The organism is Rhizobium sp. FY34, from assembly GCF_005222845.1.
Classification (GTDB): Bacteria; Pseudomonadota; Alphaproteobacteria; order Rhizobiales; family Rhizobiaceae; genus Neorhizobium.
Window position 1 is genome coordinate 270436 of record NZ_STFZ01000018.1, and the last position, 12797, is coordinate 283232.

Consider the following 12797-nt stretch of genomic DNA (forward strand, 5'->3'; position numbering starts at 1 on the left):
ACCTGCGCCTCTATAGGTCGAGCGAAGGCTGGCGAGACGACTCGGGCTCGGGGAGATCATCGATCAGCTTTAGCTCTACCGTGCTTCCCCTGAGATATTTGCCCAAGTTTGGATCGGCGGTGTAGAGCGCGTTTGCGCCACGTACGATGGCCGTGGCAGCGATCATGGCGTCATATTTCATGGTTGCCTTCCAATGAGGGGCGCGTTCCTCAGGACGCAATTGCGCCTGATGCTGCGCAATTCTCTCACCGGTTTCGATGGCAATAACCTCATCAAAGGCCTGCACGGTGAAGCCCTTCAGCCGGCGTAAGGTCTCGACAACTTCCTCAATTCGTTCCGCCCTTCCTGCCACAAGCTCGGCTATCGCAGGGGAGGGTACAGTAATGAGTGTTGAGCTATTCGATAGGGTGCGCACAAAATGCTGCACCTTAGCCACTCGGCCTTGATCCTGGGTGCTTTGCGGATCGATCATTAAGACGAGAAAAACAGTATCGACGACAATCATGCGCGGCGCAGCTCTTCGATGGCTTCGATTATGCTAGAACCGCCACCGGCCGGCAGTATATCGCGCAGTCTTTCGAGCGTGTCCGTCAATGGCTCATCATGCAGCGGCTCAAAGGATGTGGCGGACAGCTTGTCAAGAAACCAGCGGCCTCCTGTGTCCCGTCGCCATCTGCCATCCCCGCTGATCTTGACGTATTGATGAAACAACTTCGCCAGTGGGATGGCGTAAGCGCTCGGCATTGAAATACGAGCGTTAAGGTCACCATCGATTTCCAAGCCAATGTTCACCTGATCGCCAGCTCCTTCGATGCGGATCAGGCGTCCTTGAACGGATGTGTGCTGGTTGACCACCCGTATAACTTTTGAAGCTTTTGCAGAGCCGGGAAACGCGATCACTTCTCCGCCCTTCGGCAAAGGCATTTCTGCCGTCCAGCCATCTTCCGCCAAAAACTCGTTCAGCTTCCGCCACGGCGCGGCTGCATCGGCGTCGTTGTCGTTCTGCGCAGCCTCGCGAATGCGGGGGGAAATCGTTGCAACCGATTGTTCCTCCGCATATGCAATGATGTTCACGCTACTGTCGAGAATCTCTTTGAAATGTACGCACTCAGTTGCGCCCATAAGCTTGGCCAGTTCGACCATATAAACGGCAAGGCGAGCCATAGAGATCGTGTTCGGCTTTGGGCCGATGATGCGGAATGAATATTCAAGAAAATCGCTCATCCTACCCTCCGCGCCATTTTGTGAGCCTACTTGCTATCCCCTAACACAGCTTTAAGCCAAATTAACGTCACAGAACAAAAAATGTGCCATACGGCTAAGGCGTCGTATGACTTTACCCGCCGCGTCCTGATGGTCAGATTGACCACCAACTGGGGAATTTCCCCAGTTGCCTCGACGCCTCTCAACTGCGGAAAATCCGCAGTTGGCGCTCCTGGTGAAAGGTCCGAAGTCTGGACCTTTTCCGGCCGGTGGGCTCGATCAAAGGTTTTCCAAGTCAACCTTTCAAAGGCGGCGGCAGGGCGTGCAAACATTCTCGGCGGGAATGTTTCGACCTGGTGTCTTGAATTCCGATAAGGGAGCTTATCGGTAATCAGGATTTACCGCTGCCGGGACGCAACGCTTTCAAAATATTCGCTATCGGCAAGATTTCAGCGCCGCTTATTGGTGTTTCGCCTGCTCGTTCTAGCTTTTCTAGTATGGCGTCTATGGTCTCGGCACTAAGGCCAAAGTTATCAAGATGATTTTCCGCGTGAGGCGAATTTTCTTCTGCATCTACATCAACACCTGCCGGCTCATTCGGGAGGGATGAAATATATTTATCAAGAGTTTCGAATGTGCCAAGCATTTCCTTCGCGTAATCAGCGATATATTCGGGTACTTCGCCTTTATTCAAAACTATTAGTTGCGAGAAGCTTCTTATAAGAGAAATATATGATTGAGATGTTGAGCGCTCTTTATAATAAAGAGATTTCCACTCTTGTGTTAATTCGCGTATTTCTTCAAAGGTCCGGCTTAGGCTTTCGCTGCCCTTCTTGAACTCCAAGCCTGATTCGATGAGGTCGATAATTTCAGCGTTCATCGAGCGCCGGTTTTCATCAGCCCTCACTTTTACGCGCTCGCGCATGCCCTCAGGCATGCGGACGATGAATTTGTTCTGATCTCTCGTGGGTGTATCGCTCATCATCAATGCATACTGGCACATGGGCACTAAATAAATGATGGCACATGGGCATCACCTGTATTGCGTCGATGATGCCCATGTGCCATCATCGGTTCGTGATTGGGGAGTTAAGACCGTGAAGCCAAATCAGGACGTAGAGAAATTTGTGGTTCGTCTTCCATCGGGGATGCGACAGACCATCAAGAGTGAAGCTGAGAAACAGTGCCGCAGCATGAACGCTGAGGTGATCTATCAATTAAGTCGCGCCTATCGCGGCGACGAAACGCAAAAAGCCGACGCTCAGGCCTGAAGAACCAGCGTCGGCTTTTTCCTAACCCCAAGAGGAGCTAACAATGCAAGACCTCAATACACCAAAGGCCGGCGAGGGCGCAAGCCTTTCGCCCCGCCGGATGACGTTGGCCAAGCTGAAAAAGGCCGACCCTTACGCGGAAATCAGCGAAGAACTTACCCGCGCGCTCGATCTGGTGCGCGTGGTTTACCTTGCCGTGTCGAACAAGGAGCAGCGCAACACCTGGGATGATGATCCGTGCCCTGACATTTTGCTGGTGGCGGAAGGCATGATCAATAAGGCGCGCGAAGAGGCGAACCGGCAAGCCGCGCTGATTTGGGAGGCTGCGGGCCATGGTTGATGTTTCACTCATTGGCGATGACCAGCCGATTAGGCTGGCGGTTGCCGCCAAGCTGGCTTTCCCGGATGGCACCATGACCGTGCACGGATTGAGGCGGGAATTCTACAAGGGCAATCTCGCGATCGAGGTGATCGCGGGAAAGCACTACACTACACTGAACGACATCAAGGCTATGAGGGTAAAATGCCGCGAAAATCCAAAGGGGCGCGGCTGCACTGGCGCAAGCCGCGATCGGGGAGACCTGGACAATGGGTTATCCTCGATGGAACGACTGAACGCAGCACAGGCTGCAGCCTCGATGATCGGGCTAAGGCTGAAATCGTCCTGCAAGGCTACCTAGCCGAAAAGCATCGGCCTGACTGGAGGCGCGGCGAACCTGCAGAGGTGGCGGTTGCGGATGTGCTTGCCTTTTATGGCGAACATCGCGCACCTGAGATGGCGCATCCGGAGCTTGTCGGCTTTCATATGCCGCATCTGTTGGCCTTTTTTGGTGACAAGATGTGCGGTTTCATCGACGGCACGGCATGCCGGGCCTATATAGCGGCGCGCACCAAGGGGAAGATCGGCAAGCGGCCGGTTGCCATGGGCACGGCGCGGCGCGAGCTGGAGACGCTGCAGGCTGCGCTTAACTTCGCCTACAAGGAAAAGAAGCTGATCTATCCCGTTCCGGTGACGCTCCCCCGGAAATCAGTCCCGCGCGAACGCTGGCTCACCAGATCGGAAGCGGCGCGGCTGCTGGCTGGTGCTTTGGGCATAACCGCCACGGCATTCGATATCCAGAGCCGTCAGCCTGTCAAATGGGGACGGATGTCGCGTCCGAGCTACCATGTCGCGCGGTTCATTCTGATCGGTCTTTACAGTGGCACGCGGCACGAGGCGATTCTTGCCTTGCGCTGGTCTCCTAATTCGGCGGGTGGCTGGTTCGATATCGAGAATCGCGTGATGTACCGACGTGGGGAAGGCCAAGCGGAAACCAAGAAGCGCCGGCCGCCCGTTCCGATCCAAGACGGTATCGAGCTTCACGTAAAGCGCTGGCGTCGGATCACCGTCAATGGACCTGTGGAATATCATGGTCGGTTGATCAAGAAAGAGCGGCGTGGATGGGCCAGAGCCTGCGAATTGGCAGGGCTTGGCGACGAGGTTACGCCGCATGTGATGAAGCACACATGCATCACCTGGATGCTCCAACGGGGCGACCCGATTTGGGAAGTTGCCGGCTTCACCGGCACCTCTGAAAAGACGATCCGCGAGACCTATGGACACCACTCCCCAAGCCACATGAGCACCGCCAAAAGGCGGTTCCATGGGCGAAGCTTGGGCAATTAATTTAGGAAAGTGAGGACCTTATGAATAAGACCTCGGAAGTGTTTGAAAACACTTTTAAACGGATGGTGGGCGTGACAGGGATTGAACCTGTGACCCCTACGATGTCAACGTAGTGCTCTCCCGCTGAGCTACACGCCCTTCCGTGGCGGCGGATAGACCACAACGCGGTCGGCCCGTCAACCAGTTTTTCGCCGGCATGTGACTGTTTTTTGTCAGTCACCGCCAAGAGCCCGGAAATTCGGGCTTACGCCACAAGCAGCTTGTTCACTTCGTCCACAAGGTCACGCAGATGGAAGGGCTTGGAGAGCACCTTGGCATCCTTCGGCGCCTTCGAATCGGCATTCAGGGCAACGGCGGCAAAGCCGGTGATGAACATGACCTTGAGATCCGGATCGAGTTCCGTGGCGCGGCGGGCCAGTTCAATGCCGTCCATTTCCGGCATCACGATGTCCGTCAGCAGCAGGGAGAAAGGCTCCTCACGCAGGCGGTCATAGGCGCTTGCCCCGTTATCGAAGGACGTGACCTTGTATCCGGCCTTTTCCAGCGCCTTCACCAGGAAGCGGCGCATATCGTTATCATCTTCTGCGAGAAGGATTTTTTGCATCATCAGGACCGTTTTGTGGTTTCTCTTGTTCCGGAGGCATCGACACTAGCCGGTTTGCAGTAAAAAAGCAGTGAATGGCAGGCGTGGCGCGTCCTTGGCTCGGGATTTAGATAGTATGGACTTCCCGGCAGGCAACTGGCAACATGGACTATGGACTTGTTCACGACATGGTAAAGGGCGCATGGATTGGGTGACGGGCGATTGTGAACCCTTCGAGGTGCGGGAGCCCGAGGAGCAGACCATTCCCTTCGTGTTCAATTCGCCTCATAGCGGGCGGATCTACCCGAGCGAATTTCTGGCAGCCTCGCGGCTGGATGCAGCCGGCATCCGCCGCTCCGAAGATCACTATGTCGATGAACTGTTTGGCGATGCGCCGGCTTTCGGTGCGCCTTTTCTCCTGGCGCATTTCCCGCGGGCCTATCTCGATGTCAATCGCGAGCCCTATGAGCTTGATCCGCGCATGTTCGATGGCGCCTTGCCATCCTATGTGAATATCGGGTCCATGCGGGTGGCCGGCGGGCTTGGCACGATCCCGCGCATTGTTGCCGAAAATATGGAGATCTATGCGCATCGCCTGCCGGTGGCCGAAGCGCTTGCCCGCGTCGAGACGATCTACAAGCCCTATCATACCTGCTTGCGGCGGTTGATTGCCCGTACCCATGCGCGCTTTGGCCTTGCAATCCTTATCGATTGCCACTCCATGCCGGGCAATATCCGCCTTGCCGGCTCGGATATCCGGCCGGATTTCATCATCGGCGATCGCTATGGAACGAGCGCTTCGGCGGAACTGTCGCGCGCAGCACTTCATATTCTCGAAGACATGGGTTTCAATGCCGTGCGCAACAAGCCCTATGCTGGCGGCTTCATCACCGAACATTACGGTCGGCCGGTGCGCGGCCTGCATGCGTTGCAGATCGAGGTTAACCGTGCGCTCTATGTCGATGAAGTGACGCTGGAGAAAAAGCCGGAATTCGAGCTGATTGCCGCAGCACTTTCGACCTTCATGCGCCAGATGGTGGAATTTGCCGAGGATTTCAGCCTGGATATGACGCTGGCCGCCGAATAATCCAAGATTTTCCCAGTGAGACTGCCGCAGTTCGCATCGTGATGCGGGCAAAAAAAACCGCGCTTGTGGCGCGGCTAAGTCTAGGGAGGAAACACCCAAGGAGGGTATTTACAGTCAAGAGACTGTAGGATGAGACTATCAATGGCTGCTCAATTGTCAAGCACGTTTCGATTGTGATTATAAGTGAGGCATTCCTGACGGAAGCGCGGGATTGAAAGGCATTTCGGCCTTGCTCAGCCCGCCTGATCGGCTAGAACGGTTGCAGCCTTTCTCCTCAGTCTGGATTTCCCCCATGATGCCTGATCGCGCCTTCTTCGATGCCCTTGCCGATGCCGCCAAGCACGAGACACTGCCGCGGTTTCGCACCGGCACGCTGGTCAGCAACAAGCTTGAGGGCGGGTTTGATCCGGTGACCGAAGCCGACCGTGCCGCTGAAACCGCCATTCGCGATCTGATCACCGCGCGTTTTCCCGAGCATGGCCTGCTGGGTGAGGAGCATGATTCGATCGGGCTCGATCGTGAACATGTCTGGGTCATCGATCCGATCGACGGCACGCGGGCCTTCATCTCCGGTGTCCCGGTTTGGGGCACGCTGATCGGTCTTTATTCCAATGGTCGCGGTCGGATGGGCATGGTCGATCAGCCCTTTACCGGCGAGCGCTATTTTGCCGATGGCACGTCCTCCTGGTATCGCGGGCCGGATGGTGAGCGGCAGATCCGCACCCGCGATTGCGGATCACTGTCGCAGGCGATCCTGTTCACCACCTCGCCGCATATTTTTGACGGTGATGAGCTTGCCCGCTATCGGCGCGTCGAGGAAAAGGCGCGGCTCTTCCGCTATGGCACCGATTGCTATGCCTATGCGCTGCTGGCAGCCGGCCATGTGGATCTCGTGGTTGAAAACAACCTGAAGCCCTATGATGTCGGCGCGCTGATCCCGCTCATCGAGCAGGCCGGCGGCGTGATCACCACCTGGGATGGCGGACGGCCGGAACAGGGCGGCAGCATTATCGCGGCGGGCAGCCGGGCGGTCTATGACGAGGCGATGGCGCTTCTTTCGGCCTGATCCTCAGACGACCACCTCTGAAAATCCGGTGACCGGCTCGCTGCCGGGCATGAAGGCCTCGATGGCGGCTAGCGCCTGGACGCGAAAGACATCGCGTTCCTGGAAGATCTCGTGGCGTGCGCCGGTGATTGTCACCAGTTGGCCGGCGCGGAAATTGCGCGATAGCGCCTCCTGCGCCAGATAGGGCACGACGCCATCCAGCATCGGCGCGAATATCAGCGTCGGAATGGTGATGCGCGTCAGATGCGCCTGTTGCGTTACACGGCTTGCCGTTTTCAGCGTCTCGTGCAGCCAGCGGGCGGTGGGCGCGCCGATGATGAAGTCCGGCCGCGCGGCACTGATGGCCGTATTGCGCGCGAAACGCCTGGCATCGGAGGTTAGCGGATTGCCGGGAAAGGGGCGCTTGCCAAAATCCTTGCCCATGGAGCGCTGGCCAAAGCCGGTGATGGAAAAGCCGGCCGATAGCCGGCGGATCCAGTGTTCCGGTAGCTGTTGCCCGGTCAGCGCCACGAAGGGGGCGGCCAGTGCCATGCGTTCGATGCGGTTCAAAAGGCGCGGCGCGGCAGACAGCGCAATCAGCGCGCCAGTCGAGTGGGCGATGATGAAGAAGGGCAGGCGGGCATCGGGCAGCACGATCTTTTGCAGAAAGAGGTCGAGATCCCGCTCATATTCGGAAAAGCGCCGCACATGGCCCTTGCGCGGATCTTTCAGCAGCCGATCTGAACCGCCCTGGCCGCGCAGATCGAAGGTCGCGACCCAAAGGCCCATGGCGTTCAGGTCGCGGATCGTCTCGAAATATTTCTCGATGAATTCATTGCGCCCATGCAGAAGCACGACAGTGCCGCGGGCAGGCGAAATCTCGGAGCGGAAAAGCGCATAGCGAAGTTTCACGCCGCCATGTCCTTCGAAAAAACCGGCCCGATGGTTGGGCGGAGCCGGGTTCTCCGGCGTGGAGAAAAGGATTTCGTCCATGGGATCGCCGCTCCATTCTTTGCTCAACGGATAGGGGCTCTGCCCGCAACCGTCAAAGAAAAAAGCCGGCAACGGGAGAGGGGTACCCGTGCCGGCTGGAAAATCCGGCTGAAGAGAAGGGACGTGACTTCAGCCGCCGGCGGCAGATCCTGCCGGTTGAGATGAGGATTAGCAGTGTCCGGCTGAACCTTTCCCGAATCGTCGGTTCATCTGCCATTCATCGCGCGGATCCTGACAAATATTTTTGGTCGGGAGGGGCCTTGAAGCAGATTTTTGCAACTCCCATCTCAGGGTGGCAGGCGCCAGATGGGCCTGCGCACACGGTCGATGCAGCCAGATGGGGTGTCGGCCGAAATCTATATCACCGCAAACGTCGCTTCCCAGGAGGACACCATGCGTCACGTTGATTTTACCCCCCTCTATCGCTCCACCGTCGGCTTCGATCGTCTTTTCTCGATGCTGGATGGCGTGAGCCAGCCTGAACAGGCCCAGACCTATCCGCCCTATAATATCGAACGCACCGGCGAGACGACCTACCGCATCACCATGGCGGTGGCCGGCTTTGACGAGCGCGAACTCAGCATCGAAGCGCATGCCCATGTGCTGACGGTGAAGGGCGAAAAGTTTGACGACGAGACAGCCGTCAAGACCGAATATCTCTATCGCGGCATTGCCAAGCGCGCTTTTGAGCGTCGCTTCCAGCTGGCCGATCATGTGGAAGTTCAGGCGGCCTCGCTGAAGAATGGCCTGCTGCACATCGATCTGTTGCGCAATATTCCAGAAACCCTGAAGCCGCGCCGCATTGCGATTGCCGCCGACGTGGTGGAAACGCAAAAGACCATTGAGGCGCAGCCGCAGCCCCACGAAGTCAACTGATCCATCAGCCCTTTTAAAGGCTGTGAAGGCCTCTCCCGGCAGCGGGAGGGGCCTTTTGCATGATGTCAGGTTGTCACTGGTGCGGACTGGTCTGCACTGCGACGGGAGGCATATTTCTGTGCAATCACGGCACAGACCATCAGCTGGATCTGGTGGAACAGCATCAGCGGCAAAACGATGGCGCCGATGCTCTGGCCGGCAAAAATGGCGCCGGCCATCGGCACGCCCGAGGCAAGGCTCTTCTTGGAGCCGCAAAAGGTAATGGTGATCTCATCCTGCTTGTTGAAACCGAGAAGCCGGCTGCCGAACATGGTGATGGTGAGAACGACGGCGAGAAGCAGGACATCCAGCGCCACGACGACGCCGATATCGGTGAGTGAGAAGGTCTGCCACAGGCCCTCGTTCACCGATTCGGAAAAGGCGAGATAGACGACCATCAAGATCGAGCCGCGATCGATCGGCGACAGAAGCGTCTTCTTCGAGCGTATCCATTTGCCGATCCAGGGTTCGAGGATCTGGCCGAGGATGAAGGGGGCGAGAAGCTGCAGCAGGATGGTTTCCAGCGCAGTGAAGGAAAAGCCGGTTGTGCCGCTGGTGGTCATCAGCAGGCCGACAAGAAGCGGCGTCAGAAACATGCCGAACAGGTTGGACGCCGATGCCGAACAGATGGCGGCCGGCACATTGCCGCCGGCCATCGAGGTGAAGGCGATCGATGATTGTACTGTGGAGGGCAGGACGCAGAGAAACAGAATGCCGACATAAAGCTCGGGCTTCAGGATCTCGCCGGGAATGAAGCCGGCGGCAAGTCCCAGAAGCGGGAAGATGGCATAGGTGACGAGGAGAATAGTCAGGTGCAGGCGCCAGTGCAGTACGCCGGCAATCACCACATCACGCGACAGGCGTGCGCCATGCAGGAAGAACAGAAGAGCGATGGCGACTTTGGTCGCCATGCCGAAATAGTCGGCAAATGCGCCGCTCGCCGGAACCAGCGAGGCGATGATGACAGTGGCGATCAGCATCATGGTGAAGCGATCGGGCAGGAAACGGGACATGCGGGGTCCTTCCAGAATGGCAGCAGGCTTTACGCCTCGCTCATCATGATCCAGGATGCAAACACTAACAGTTATCACGGATCGCAATAGATGCTGAACCTTGCCCACCTGACGAGCTTTACCATGCTGCAGCAGACCGGCAGCTTTACGCTGGCAGCCGAGCGCCTGGGCCTCAGCCAATCGACCGTCAGCCAGCATATCCAGCGGCTGGAAAAGGCACTGGGTCGCCAATTGATCGATCGCACCACGCATCAGGTGCAATTGACGGCGGAAGGCGAGGCGCTGATCGGCTATGCGCGCGGCATGCTCGATCTGAACGGCAAGGCGCTCGCGCTGTTTTCGCAGACGCGCCTGCGCGGACGGTTGCGGCTTGGGGTGTCGGAAGATGTGGTGGCCAATCGTCTGACCGGCATTCTGGAGGATTTCATCCGGCTTTATCCGCTCGTCGATCTTGAGCTGACGGTGGCGCTCAGCGCCACTCTCTACCAGATGCAGGAGGTGGGCGATCTCGATCTGGTGCTAGCCAAGCGGCATATCGGCGAAACGCATGGCCGGCTGCTGTACCGCGAGCCGCTGGTCTGGCTAGCGCGCGATCCCGATCTCCTGTCAATGCGCGAGGGCGAGCCGCTGCCGCTGATTGCCTTTCCGCCGCCCAGCATTACCCGAAGGGTGGCCCAGCAGGCGCTGGACCGGGACAACGTGGCCTGGCGGATTGTCTGCACCTGCGGCAGCCTTTCCGGGCTGACGGCTGCAGCCCGCGCCGGTATGGGCGTGCTGGTACAGCCGCGCAGCATGGCACCGGAGGGCCTGCGCGAAATTGCCGGCGACAGGCTGCCGGCGCTGGAGGATGTGGAGTTCGTGCTGGTTTCGCGCCGCGGCGCCGATACAGCCCTCGTCGAGGCCCTGTCAAACCTCGTCATTGCGCAGATCGTGCCGCACGCCCCGTGAGGCTGGGTCGAGGCGGGCGGCCTTGATGAAAGCGTCAGTCGAGACCGCTTACTTCTGTGGCATCATCGATGAATGAAGATGGTCGATCTTCCACTGGTTGCCTTCATAGCGATAGAGGAAGCTGTAGCGCGCCTTCACCTCGGTCTTGGCATTCGTTGCCGCGTCTGTCAGCGTCACCGTCCAGGTGCCGACGCGCGATGCGGTCTGGCAATCGATCTCGATGGTCGATGTATCGATGCGACCGACCGGGCTGCCCTTCAGAAACGAGACGAAGTAATCGTTGACGGCCGCTGGCGTCGTGCGAGGCTCGTTCGAGACCGTGGCAAGCAGAACCGGATGGCTGGTAAACAGGCTGGTGACCTTTGCCGGGTCCTTGGTGGCCCAGGCATCGTTGAACTGGGTGAACAGGCCCTCGACCTGCTTTTCGGTCACATCCGGGCAGGACTGGCTCTTTGCGTAGGCAGCTGCACCGCCGCTCATCATGAAAGCAACCGTCAAGGTTGCAGCTGCCATGGTCTTCATCATTTATCGAAATCTCCTGTTGTTCGTTGATGACAATCAACAGGTAGGTGGTCGAACCAGATATTTTAAGCTTTGGCTTGCTGAAAACTTCTGACGTTATTGTCAGATAAAAATCATAAACAATGCGTGTTTAGCTCTTGAAAATATTTTCTACTTTTTGATGTGTTGTTTTGATTGTCTTGTTCTGCGCAATGGCAGTGCGCGGAATCGCTCCCGCGCCCTCTTTGCAACACGCTATTGCGCACTCAACCGGCGGCGATGACGTCCAGAAACGCATCGACATCCTGCGTTTCGGTGGCAAAGCTGGTGACGAGGCGGATCAGCATATCCCCCTCTCGCACGGGCTCCGGCATGTCATGCGGTTCCAGCCAGTCGTAGAATTTGGCGCCCTTGTCCTCGGCAGTCTTGGCCGTCTCCTTCGAAATGACGGCAAACACTTCGTTTGATGTCGTCTCCCAGGCGAGCCGGGCGCTGTTGGAGGCGGAAAGCCCGGCGCGCAACCGGTCGGCCATGGCATTGGCGTGGCGTGCCAGTTGAAGCCAGAGATCTTCCTGCAGATAGGCTTCAAATTGCGCGGCGATAAAGCGGGATTTGGAGAAAAGCTGCGCCGAACGCTTGCGGATGAAGGGCAGTTCCCTGGCCATGGCCGGATCAAAGAAGACGATGGCTTCCGCGCACCAGCAGCCGTTCTTCGTGCCGCCGAAGGACAGCACATCGACGCCGCGCTTCCAGGTCATCTCCGCCGGTGTCGCGTCCAGATGCACGAGCGCATTGGCAAAGCGTGCGCCATCCATGTGCAGCGGCAGGCCATGTTCTTTGGCGATGGCGGCGATCTCGTCGATCTCGGTCAGGCTGTAGATGCTGCCGACCTCGGTTGCCTGGGTCAGGGTCACGGCAGTGGCGCGGCCGTGATGGACGGCATCCTGCGGGTAGCGGCCGATGCGATTGCGCAACTGCCTGGGGTCCATCTTGCCCAGCGCACCCGGCACCGGTGACATGCGCATACCGCTGAAGAAATCCGGCGCGCCGCATTCATCCTCGATCACATGCGCTTCGGAATGGGCAAAGGTCACGCCGCCGGGCTTGGCAAGGCTTGCCAGCGCCAGCGAATTGGCCGCAGTGCCGGTGGCGACGAAGAACACCGCCACCTCGCGCTCGAAGATTTCGTTGAAGCGCTGCTCGATCGCCTGGTCCAGCGCGCTGGTGCCATAGGCTGCGGCAAAGCGGGTCGATTCCCGCATCAGCCGTTCATTGATCGCGTGATGGGCGCCGGCCCAGTTGTCCGAGGCAAAGAACATGGAAAATGGCTTTCGGTGATGGTCTGGAAGGAAGGCCGGAGATTAGGCCGATCAACGCTCTGATCAACCGGTTTTTGCCCTCTCTCGCGCGCGGACCTGTTCCGGCGGCAATGAAACTCTTAGACTATTGAGGGAAGGCGCAATAAAATTACGCCCATGGGCAGCTTTCGCTAATTTTACATCGAAACTGCCCGGATTTTTTATGGCGACGATCTTGCGTAAAGGCGTATAATCTGGCATAGAATTCCACAAA

At 57.9% G+C, this 12797-nt stretch carries 16 protein-coding genes and 1 tRNA gene; 8 read left to right on the forward strand and 9 right to left on the reverse strand.

Annotated features, from left to right (window positions below; all coding sequences use genetic code 11):
* Positions 1 to 10: 10 nt before the first annotated feature.
* The 3 genes from E8M77_RS15515 to E8M77_RS15525 all read right to left on the reverse strand — a co-directional run bounded on the left by E8M77_RS15515 (position 11) and on the right by E8M77_RS15525 (position 2185).
* A complete protein-coding gene (locus E8M77_RS15515) occupies positions 11 to 505 on the reverse strand; it encodes a PIN domain-containing protein (protein WP_137131534.1) in 495 nt (164 codons plus the stop codon).
* On the reverse strand, positions 502 to 1224 hold the full coding sequence (locus tag E8M77_RS15520; protein ID WP_137131535.1) for a hypothetical protein: 723 nt from the start codon (positions 1222 to 1224) through the stop codon (positions 502 to 504). Before E8M77_RS15520 ends, E8M77_RS15515 begins: the two co-directional genes overlap by 4 nt.
* 370 nt (positions 1225 to 1594) lie before the next feature.
* Positions 1595 to 2185, reverse strand: coding sequence for an Arc family DNA-binding protein (locus E8M77_RS15525; protein ID WP_170975893.1), 591 nt, complete (start codon positions 2183 to 2185; stop codon positions 1595 to 1597).
* Positions 2186 to 2300: 115 nt separating this feature from the next.
* Between E8M77_RS15525 and E8M77_RS15530 the strand changes: the two genes are divergently transcribed.
* The 4 genes from E8M77_RS15530 to E8M77_RS15540 all read left to right on the forward strand — a co-directional run bounded on the left by E8M77_RS15530 (position 2301) and on the right by E8M77_RS15540 (position 4140).
* Positions 2301 to 2474, forward strand: a complete 174-nt coding sequence (locus E8M77_RS15530) for an Arc family DNA-binding protein (RefSeq protein WP_170975894.1) — start codon at positions 2301 to 2303, stop codon at positions 2472 to 2474.
* Between the two features lie 43 nt (positions 2475 to 2517).
* The gene (locus E8M77_RS15535; RefSeq protein WP_137131538.1) at positions 2518 to 2814 is read left to right on the forward strand and encodes a hypothetical protein; all 297 of its coding nucleotides are present in this window, start codon (positions 2518 to 2520) and stop codon (positions 2812 to 2814) included.
* A complete protein-coding gene (locus tag E8M77_RS24255; protein ID WP_246659280.1) occupies positions 2807 to 3154 on the forward strand; it encodes an excisionase in 348 nt (115 codons plus the stop codon). Before E8M77_RS15535 ends, E8M77_RS24255 begins: the two co-directional genes overlap by 8 nt.
* A 95-nt stretch (positions 3155 to 3249) precedes the next feature.
* On the forward strand, positions 3250 to 4140 hold the full coding sequence (locus E8M77_RS15540; protein ID WP_246659281.1) for a site-specific integrase: 891 nt from the start codon (positions 3250 to 3252) through the stop codon (positions 4138 to 4140).
* Between the two features lie 63 nt (positions 4141 to 4203).
* Here the strand turns inward: E8M77_RS15540 and E8M77_RS15545 are convergent.
* Together E8M77_RS15545 and E8M77_RS15550 are read right to left on the reverse strand one after the other, a co-directional pair.
* A tRNA-Val gene (locus tag E8M77_RS15545) sits at positions 4204 to 4278 on the reverse strand.
* A 106-nt stretch (positions 4279 to 4384) separates the two neighbouring features.
* Positions 4385 to 4747, reverse strand: coding sequence for a response regulator (locus E8M77_RS15550; protein ID WP_137131540.1), 363 nt, complete (start codon positions 4745 to 4747; stop codon positions 4385 to 4387).
* Between the two features lie 178 nt (positions 4748 to 4925).
* Between E8M77_RS15550 and E8M77_RS15555 the strand changes: the two genes are divergently transcribed.
* Both E8M77_RS15555 and hisN read left to right on the forward strand, forming a co-directional pair.
* Positions 4926 to 5810 carry an N-formylglutamate amidohydrolase gene (locus E8M77_RS15555; RefSeq protein WP_137131541.1) on the forward strand — a complete coding sequence of 295 codons (885 nt, stop codon included), beginning with the start codon at positions 4926 to 4928 and terminating at the stop codon, positions 5808 to 5810.
* Positions 5811 to 6102: 292 nt separating this feature from the next.
* A complete protein-coding gene (hisN, locus tag E8M77_RS15560; RefSeq protein ID WP_137131542.1) occupies positions 6103 to 6876 on the forward strand; it encodes a histidinol-phosphatase in 774 nt (257 codons plus the stop codon).
* Between the two features lie 3 nt (positions 6877 to 6879).
* Here the strand turns inward: hisN and E8M77_RS15565 are convergent, their stop codons facing one another.
* Positions 6880 to 7848, reverse strand: a complete 969-nt coding sequence (locus tag E8M77_RS15565) for an alpha/beta hydrolase (RefSeq protein ID WP_137131543.1) — start codon at positions 7846 to 7848, stop codon at positions 6880 to 6882.
* A gap of 393 nt (positions 7849 to 8241) precedes the next feature.
* Here E8M77_RS15565 and E8M77_RS15570 point away from each other — a divergent pair, with 393 nt between their 5' ends.
* Positions 8242 to 8724 (forward strand): Hsp20 family protein, encoded by a 483-nt coding sequence (locus E8M77_RS15570; protein WP_137131544.1) that lies wholly within the window; start codon positions 8242 to 8244, stop codon positions 8722 to 8724.
* A 65-nt stretch (positions 8725 to 8789) separates the two neighbouring features.
* On the opposite strand, the gene E8M77_RS15575 is transcribed toward E8M77_RS15570, so the two are convergent.
* On the reverse strand, positions 8790 to 9776 hold the full coding sequence (locus tag E8M77_RS15575; RefSeq protein ID WP_137131545.1) for a bile acid:sodium symporter family protein: 987 nt from the start codon (positions 9774 to 9776) through the stop codon (positions 8790 to 8792).
* A 90-nt stretch (positions 9777 to 9866) separates the two neighbouring features.
* Between E8M77_RS15575 and E8M77_RS15580 the strand changes: the two genes are divergently transcribed.
* On the forward strand, positions 9867 to 10724 hold the full coding sequence (locus E8M77_RS15580) for a LysR family transcriptional regulator (RefSeq protein WP_137131546.1): 858 nt from the start codon (positions 9867 to 9869) through the stop codon (positions 10722 to 10724).
* A 48-nt stretch (positions 10725 to 10772) separates the two neighbouring features.
* Here E8M77_RS15580 and E8M77_RS15585 read toward each other — a convergent pair whose 3' ends face one another.
* Positions 10773 to 11249: an SgcJ/EcaC family oxidoreductase gene (locus E8M77_RS15585; RefSeq protein ID WP_246659282.1), complete on the reverse strand. Its 477-nt coding sequence runs from the start codon at positions 11247 to 11249 to the stop codon at positions 10773 to 10775.
* Positions 11250 to 11491: 242 nt separating this feature from the next.
* Positions 11492 to 12544 carry a low specificity L-threonine aldolase gene (locus E8M77_RS15590; protein WP_137131547.1) on the reverse strand — a complete coding sequence of 351 codons (1053 nt, stop codon included), beginning with the start codon at positions 12542 to 12544 and terminating at the stop codon, positions 11492 to 11494.
* Positions 12545 to 12797: the final 253 nt, after the last annotated feature.

Excerpts from the sequence above, each read along its gene's own strand:
- E8M77_RS15580 (WP_137131546.1), top strand. The coding sequence starts at position 9,867 with ATGCTGAACCTTGCCCACCTGACGAGCTTTACCATGCTGCAGCAGACC.
- E8M77_RS15575 (WP_137131545.1), bottom strand. The coding sequence starts at position 9,776 with ATGTCCCGTTTCCTGCCCGATCGCTTCACCATGATGCTGATCGCCACT.
- E8M77_RS15525 (WP_170975893.1), bottom strand. The coding sequence starts at position 2,185 with ATGAGCGATACACCCACGAGAGATCAGAACAAATTCATCGTCCGCATG.
- hisN (WP_137131542.1), top strand. The coding sequence starts at position 6,103 with ATGATGCCTGATCGCGCCTTCTTCGATGCCCTTGCCGATGCCGCCAAG.
- E8M77_RS15550 (WP_137131540.1), bottom strand. The coding sequence starts at position 4,747 with ATGATGCAAAAAATCCTTCTCGCAGAAGATGATAACGATATGCGCCGC.
- E8M77_RS15555 (WP_137131541.1), top strand. The coding sequence starts at position 4,926 with ATGGATTGGGTGACGGGCGATTGTGAACCCTTCGAGGTGCGGGAGCCC.
- E8M77_RS15570 (WP_137131544.1), top strand. The coding sequence starts at position 8,242 with ATGCGTCACGTTGATTTTACCCCCCTCTATCGCTCCACCGTCGGCTTC.
- E8M77_RS15585 (WP_246659282.1), bottom strand. The coding sequence starts at position 11,249 with ATGATGAAGACCATGGCAGCTGCAACCTTGACGGTTGCTTTCATGATG.
- E8M77_RS15535 (WP_137131538.1), top strand. The coding sequence starts at position 2,518 with ATGCAAGACCTCAATACACCAAAGGCCGGCGAGGGCGCAAGCCTTTCG.
- E8M77_RS15520 (WP_137131535.1), bottom strand. The coding sequence starts at position 1,224 with ATGAGCGATTTTCTTGAATATTCATTCCGCATCATCGGCCCAAAGCCG.
- E8M77_RS15515 (WP_137131534.1), bottom strand. The coding sequence starts at position 505 with ATGATTGTCGTCGATACTGTTTTTCTCGTCTTAATGATCGATCCGCAA.
- E8M77_RS15565 (WP_137131543.1), bottom strand. The coding sequence starts at position 7,848 with ATGGACGAAATCCTTTTCTCCACGCCGGAGAACCCGGCTCCGCCCAAC.
- E8M77_RS24255 (WP_246659280.1), top strand. The coding sequence starts at position 2,807 with ATGGTTGATGTTTCACTCATTGGCGATGACCAGCCGATTAGGCTGGCG.
- E8M77_RS15540 (WP_246659281.1), top strand. The coding sequence starts at position 3,250 with ATGGCGCATCCGGAGCTTGTCGGCTTTCATATGCCGCATCTGTTGGCC.
- E8M77_RS15590 (WP_137131547.1), bottom strand. The coding sequence starts at position 12,544 with ATGTTCTTTGCCTCGGACAACTGGGCCGGCGCCCATCACGCGATCAAT.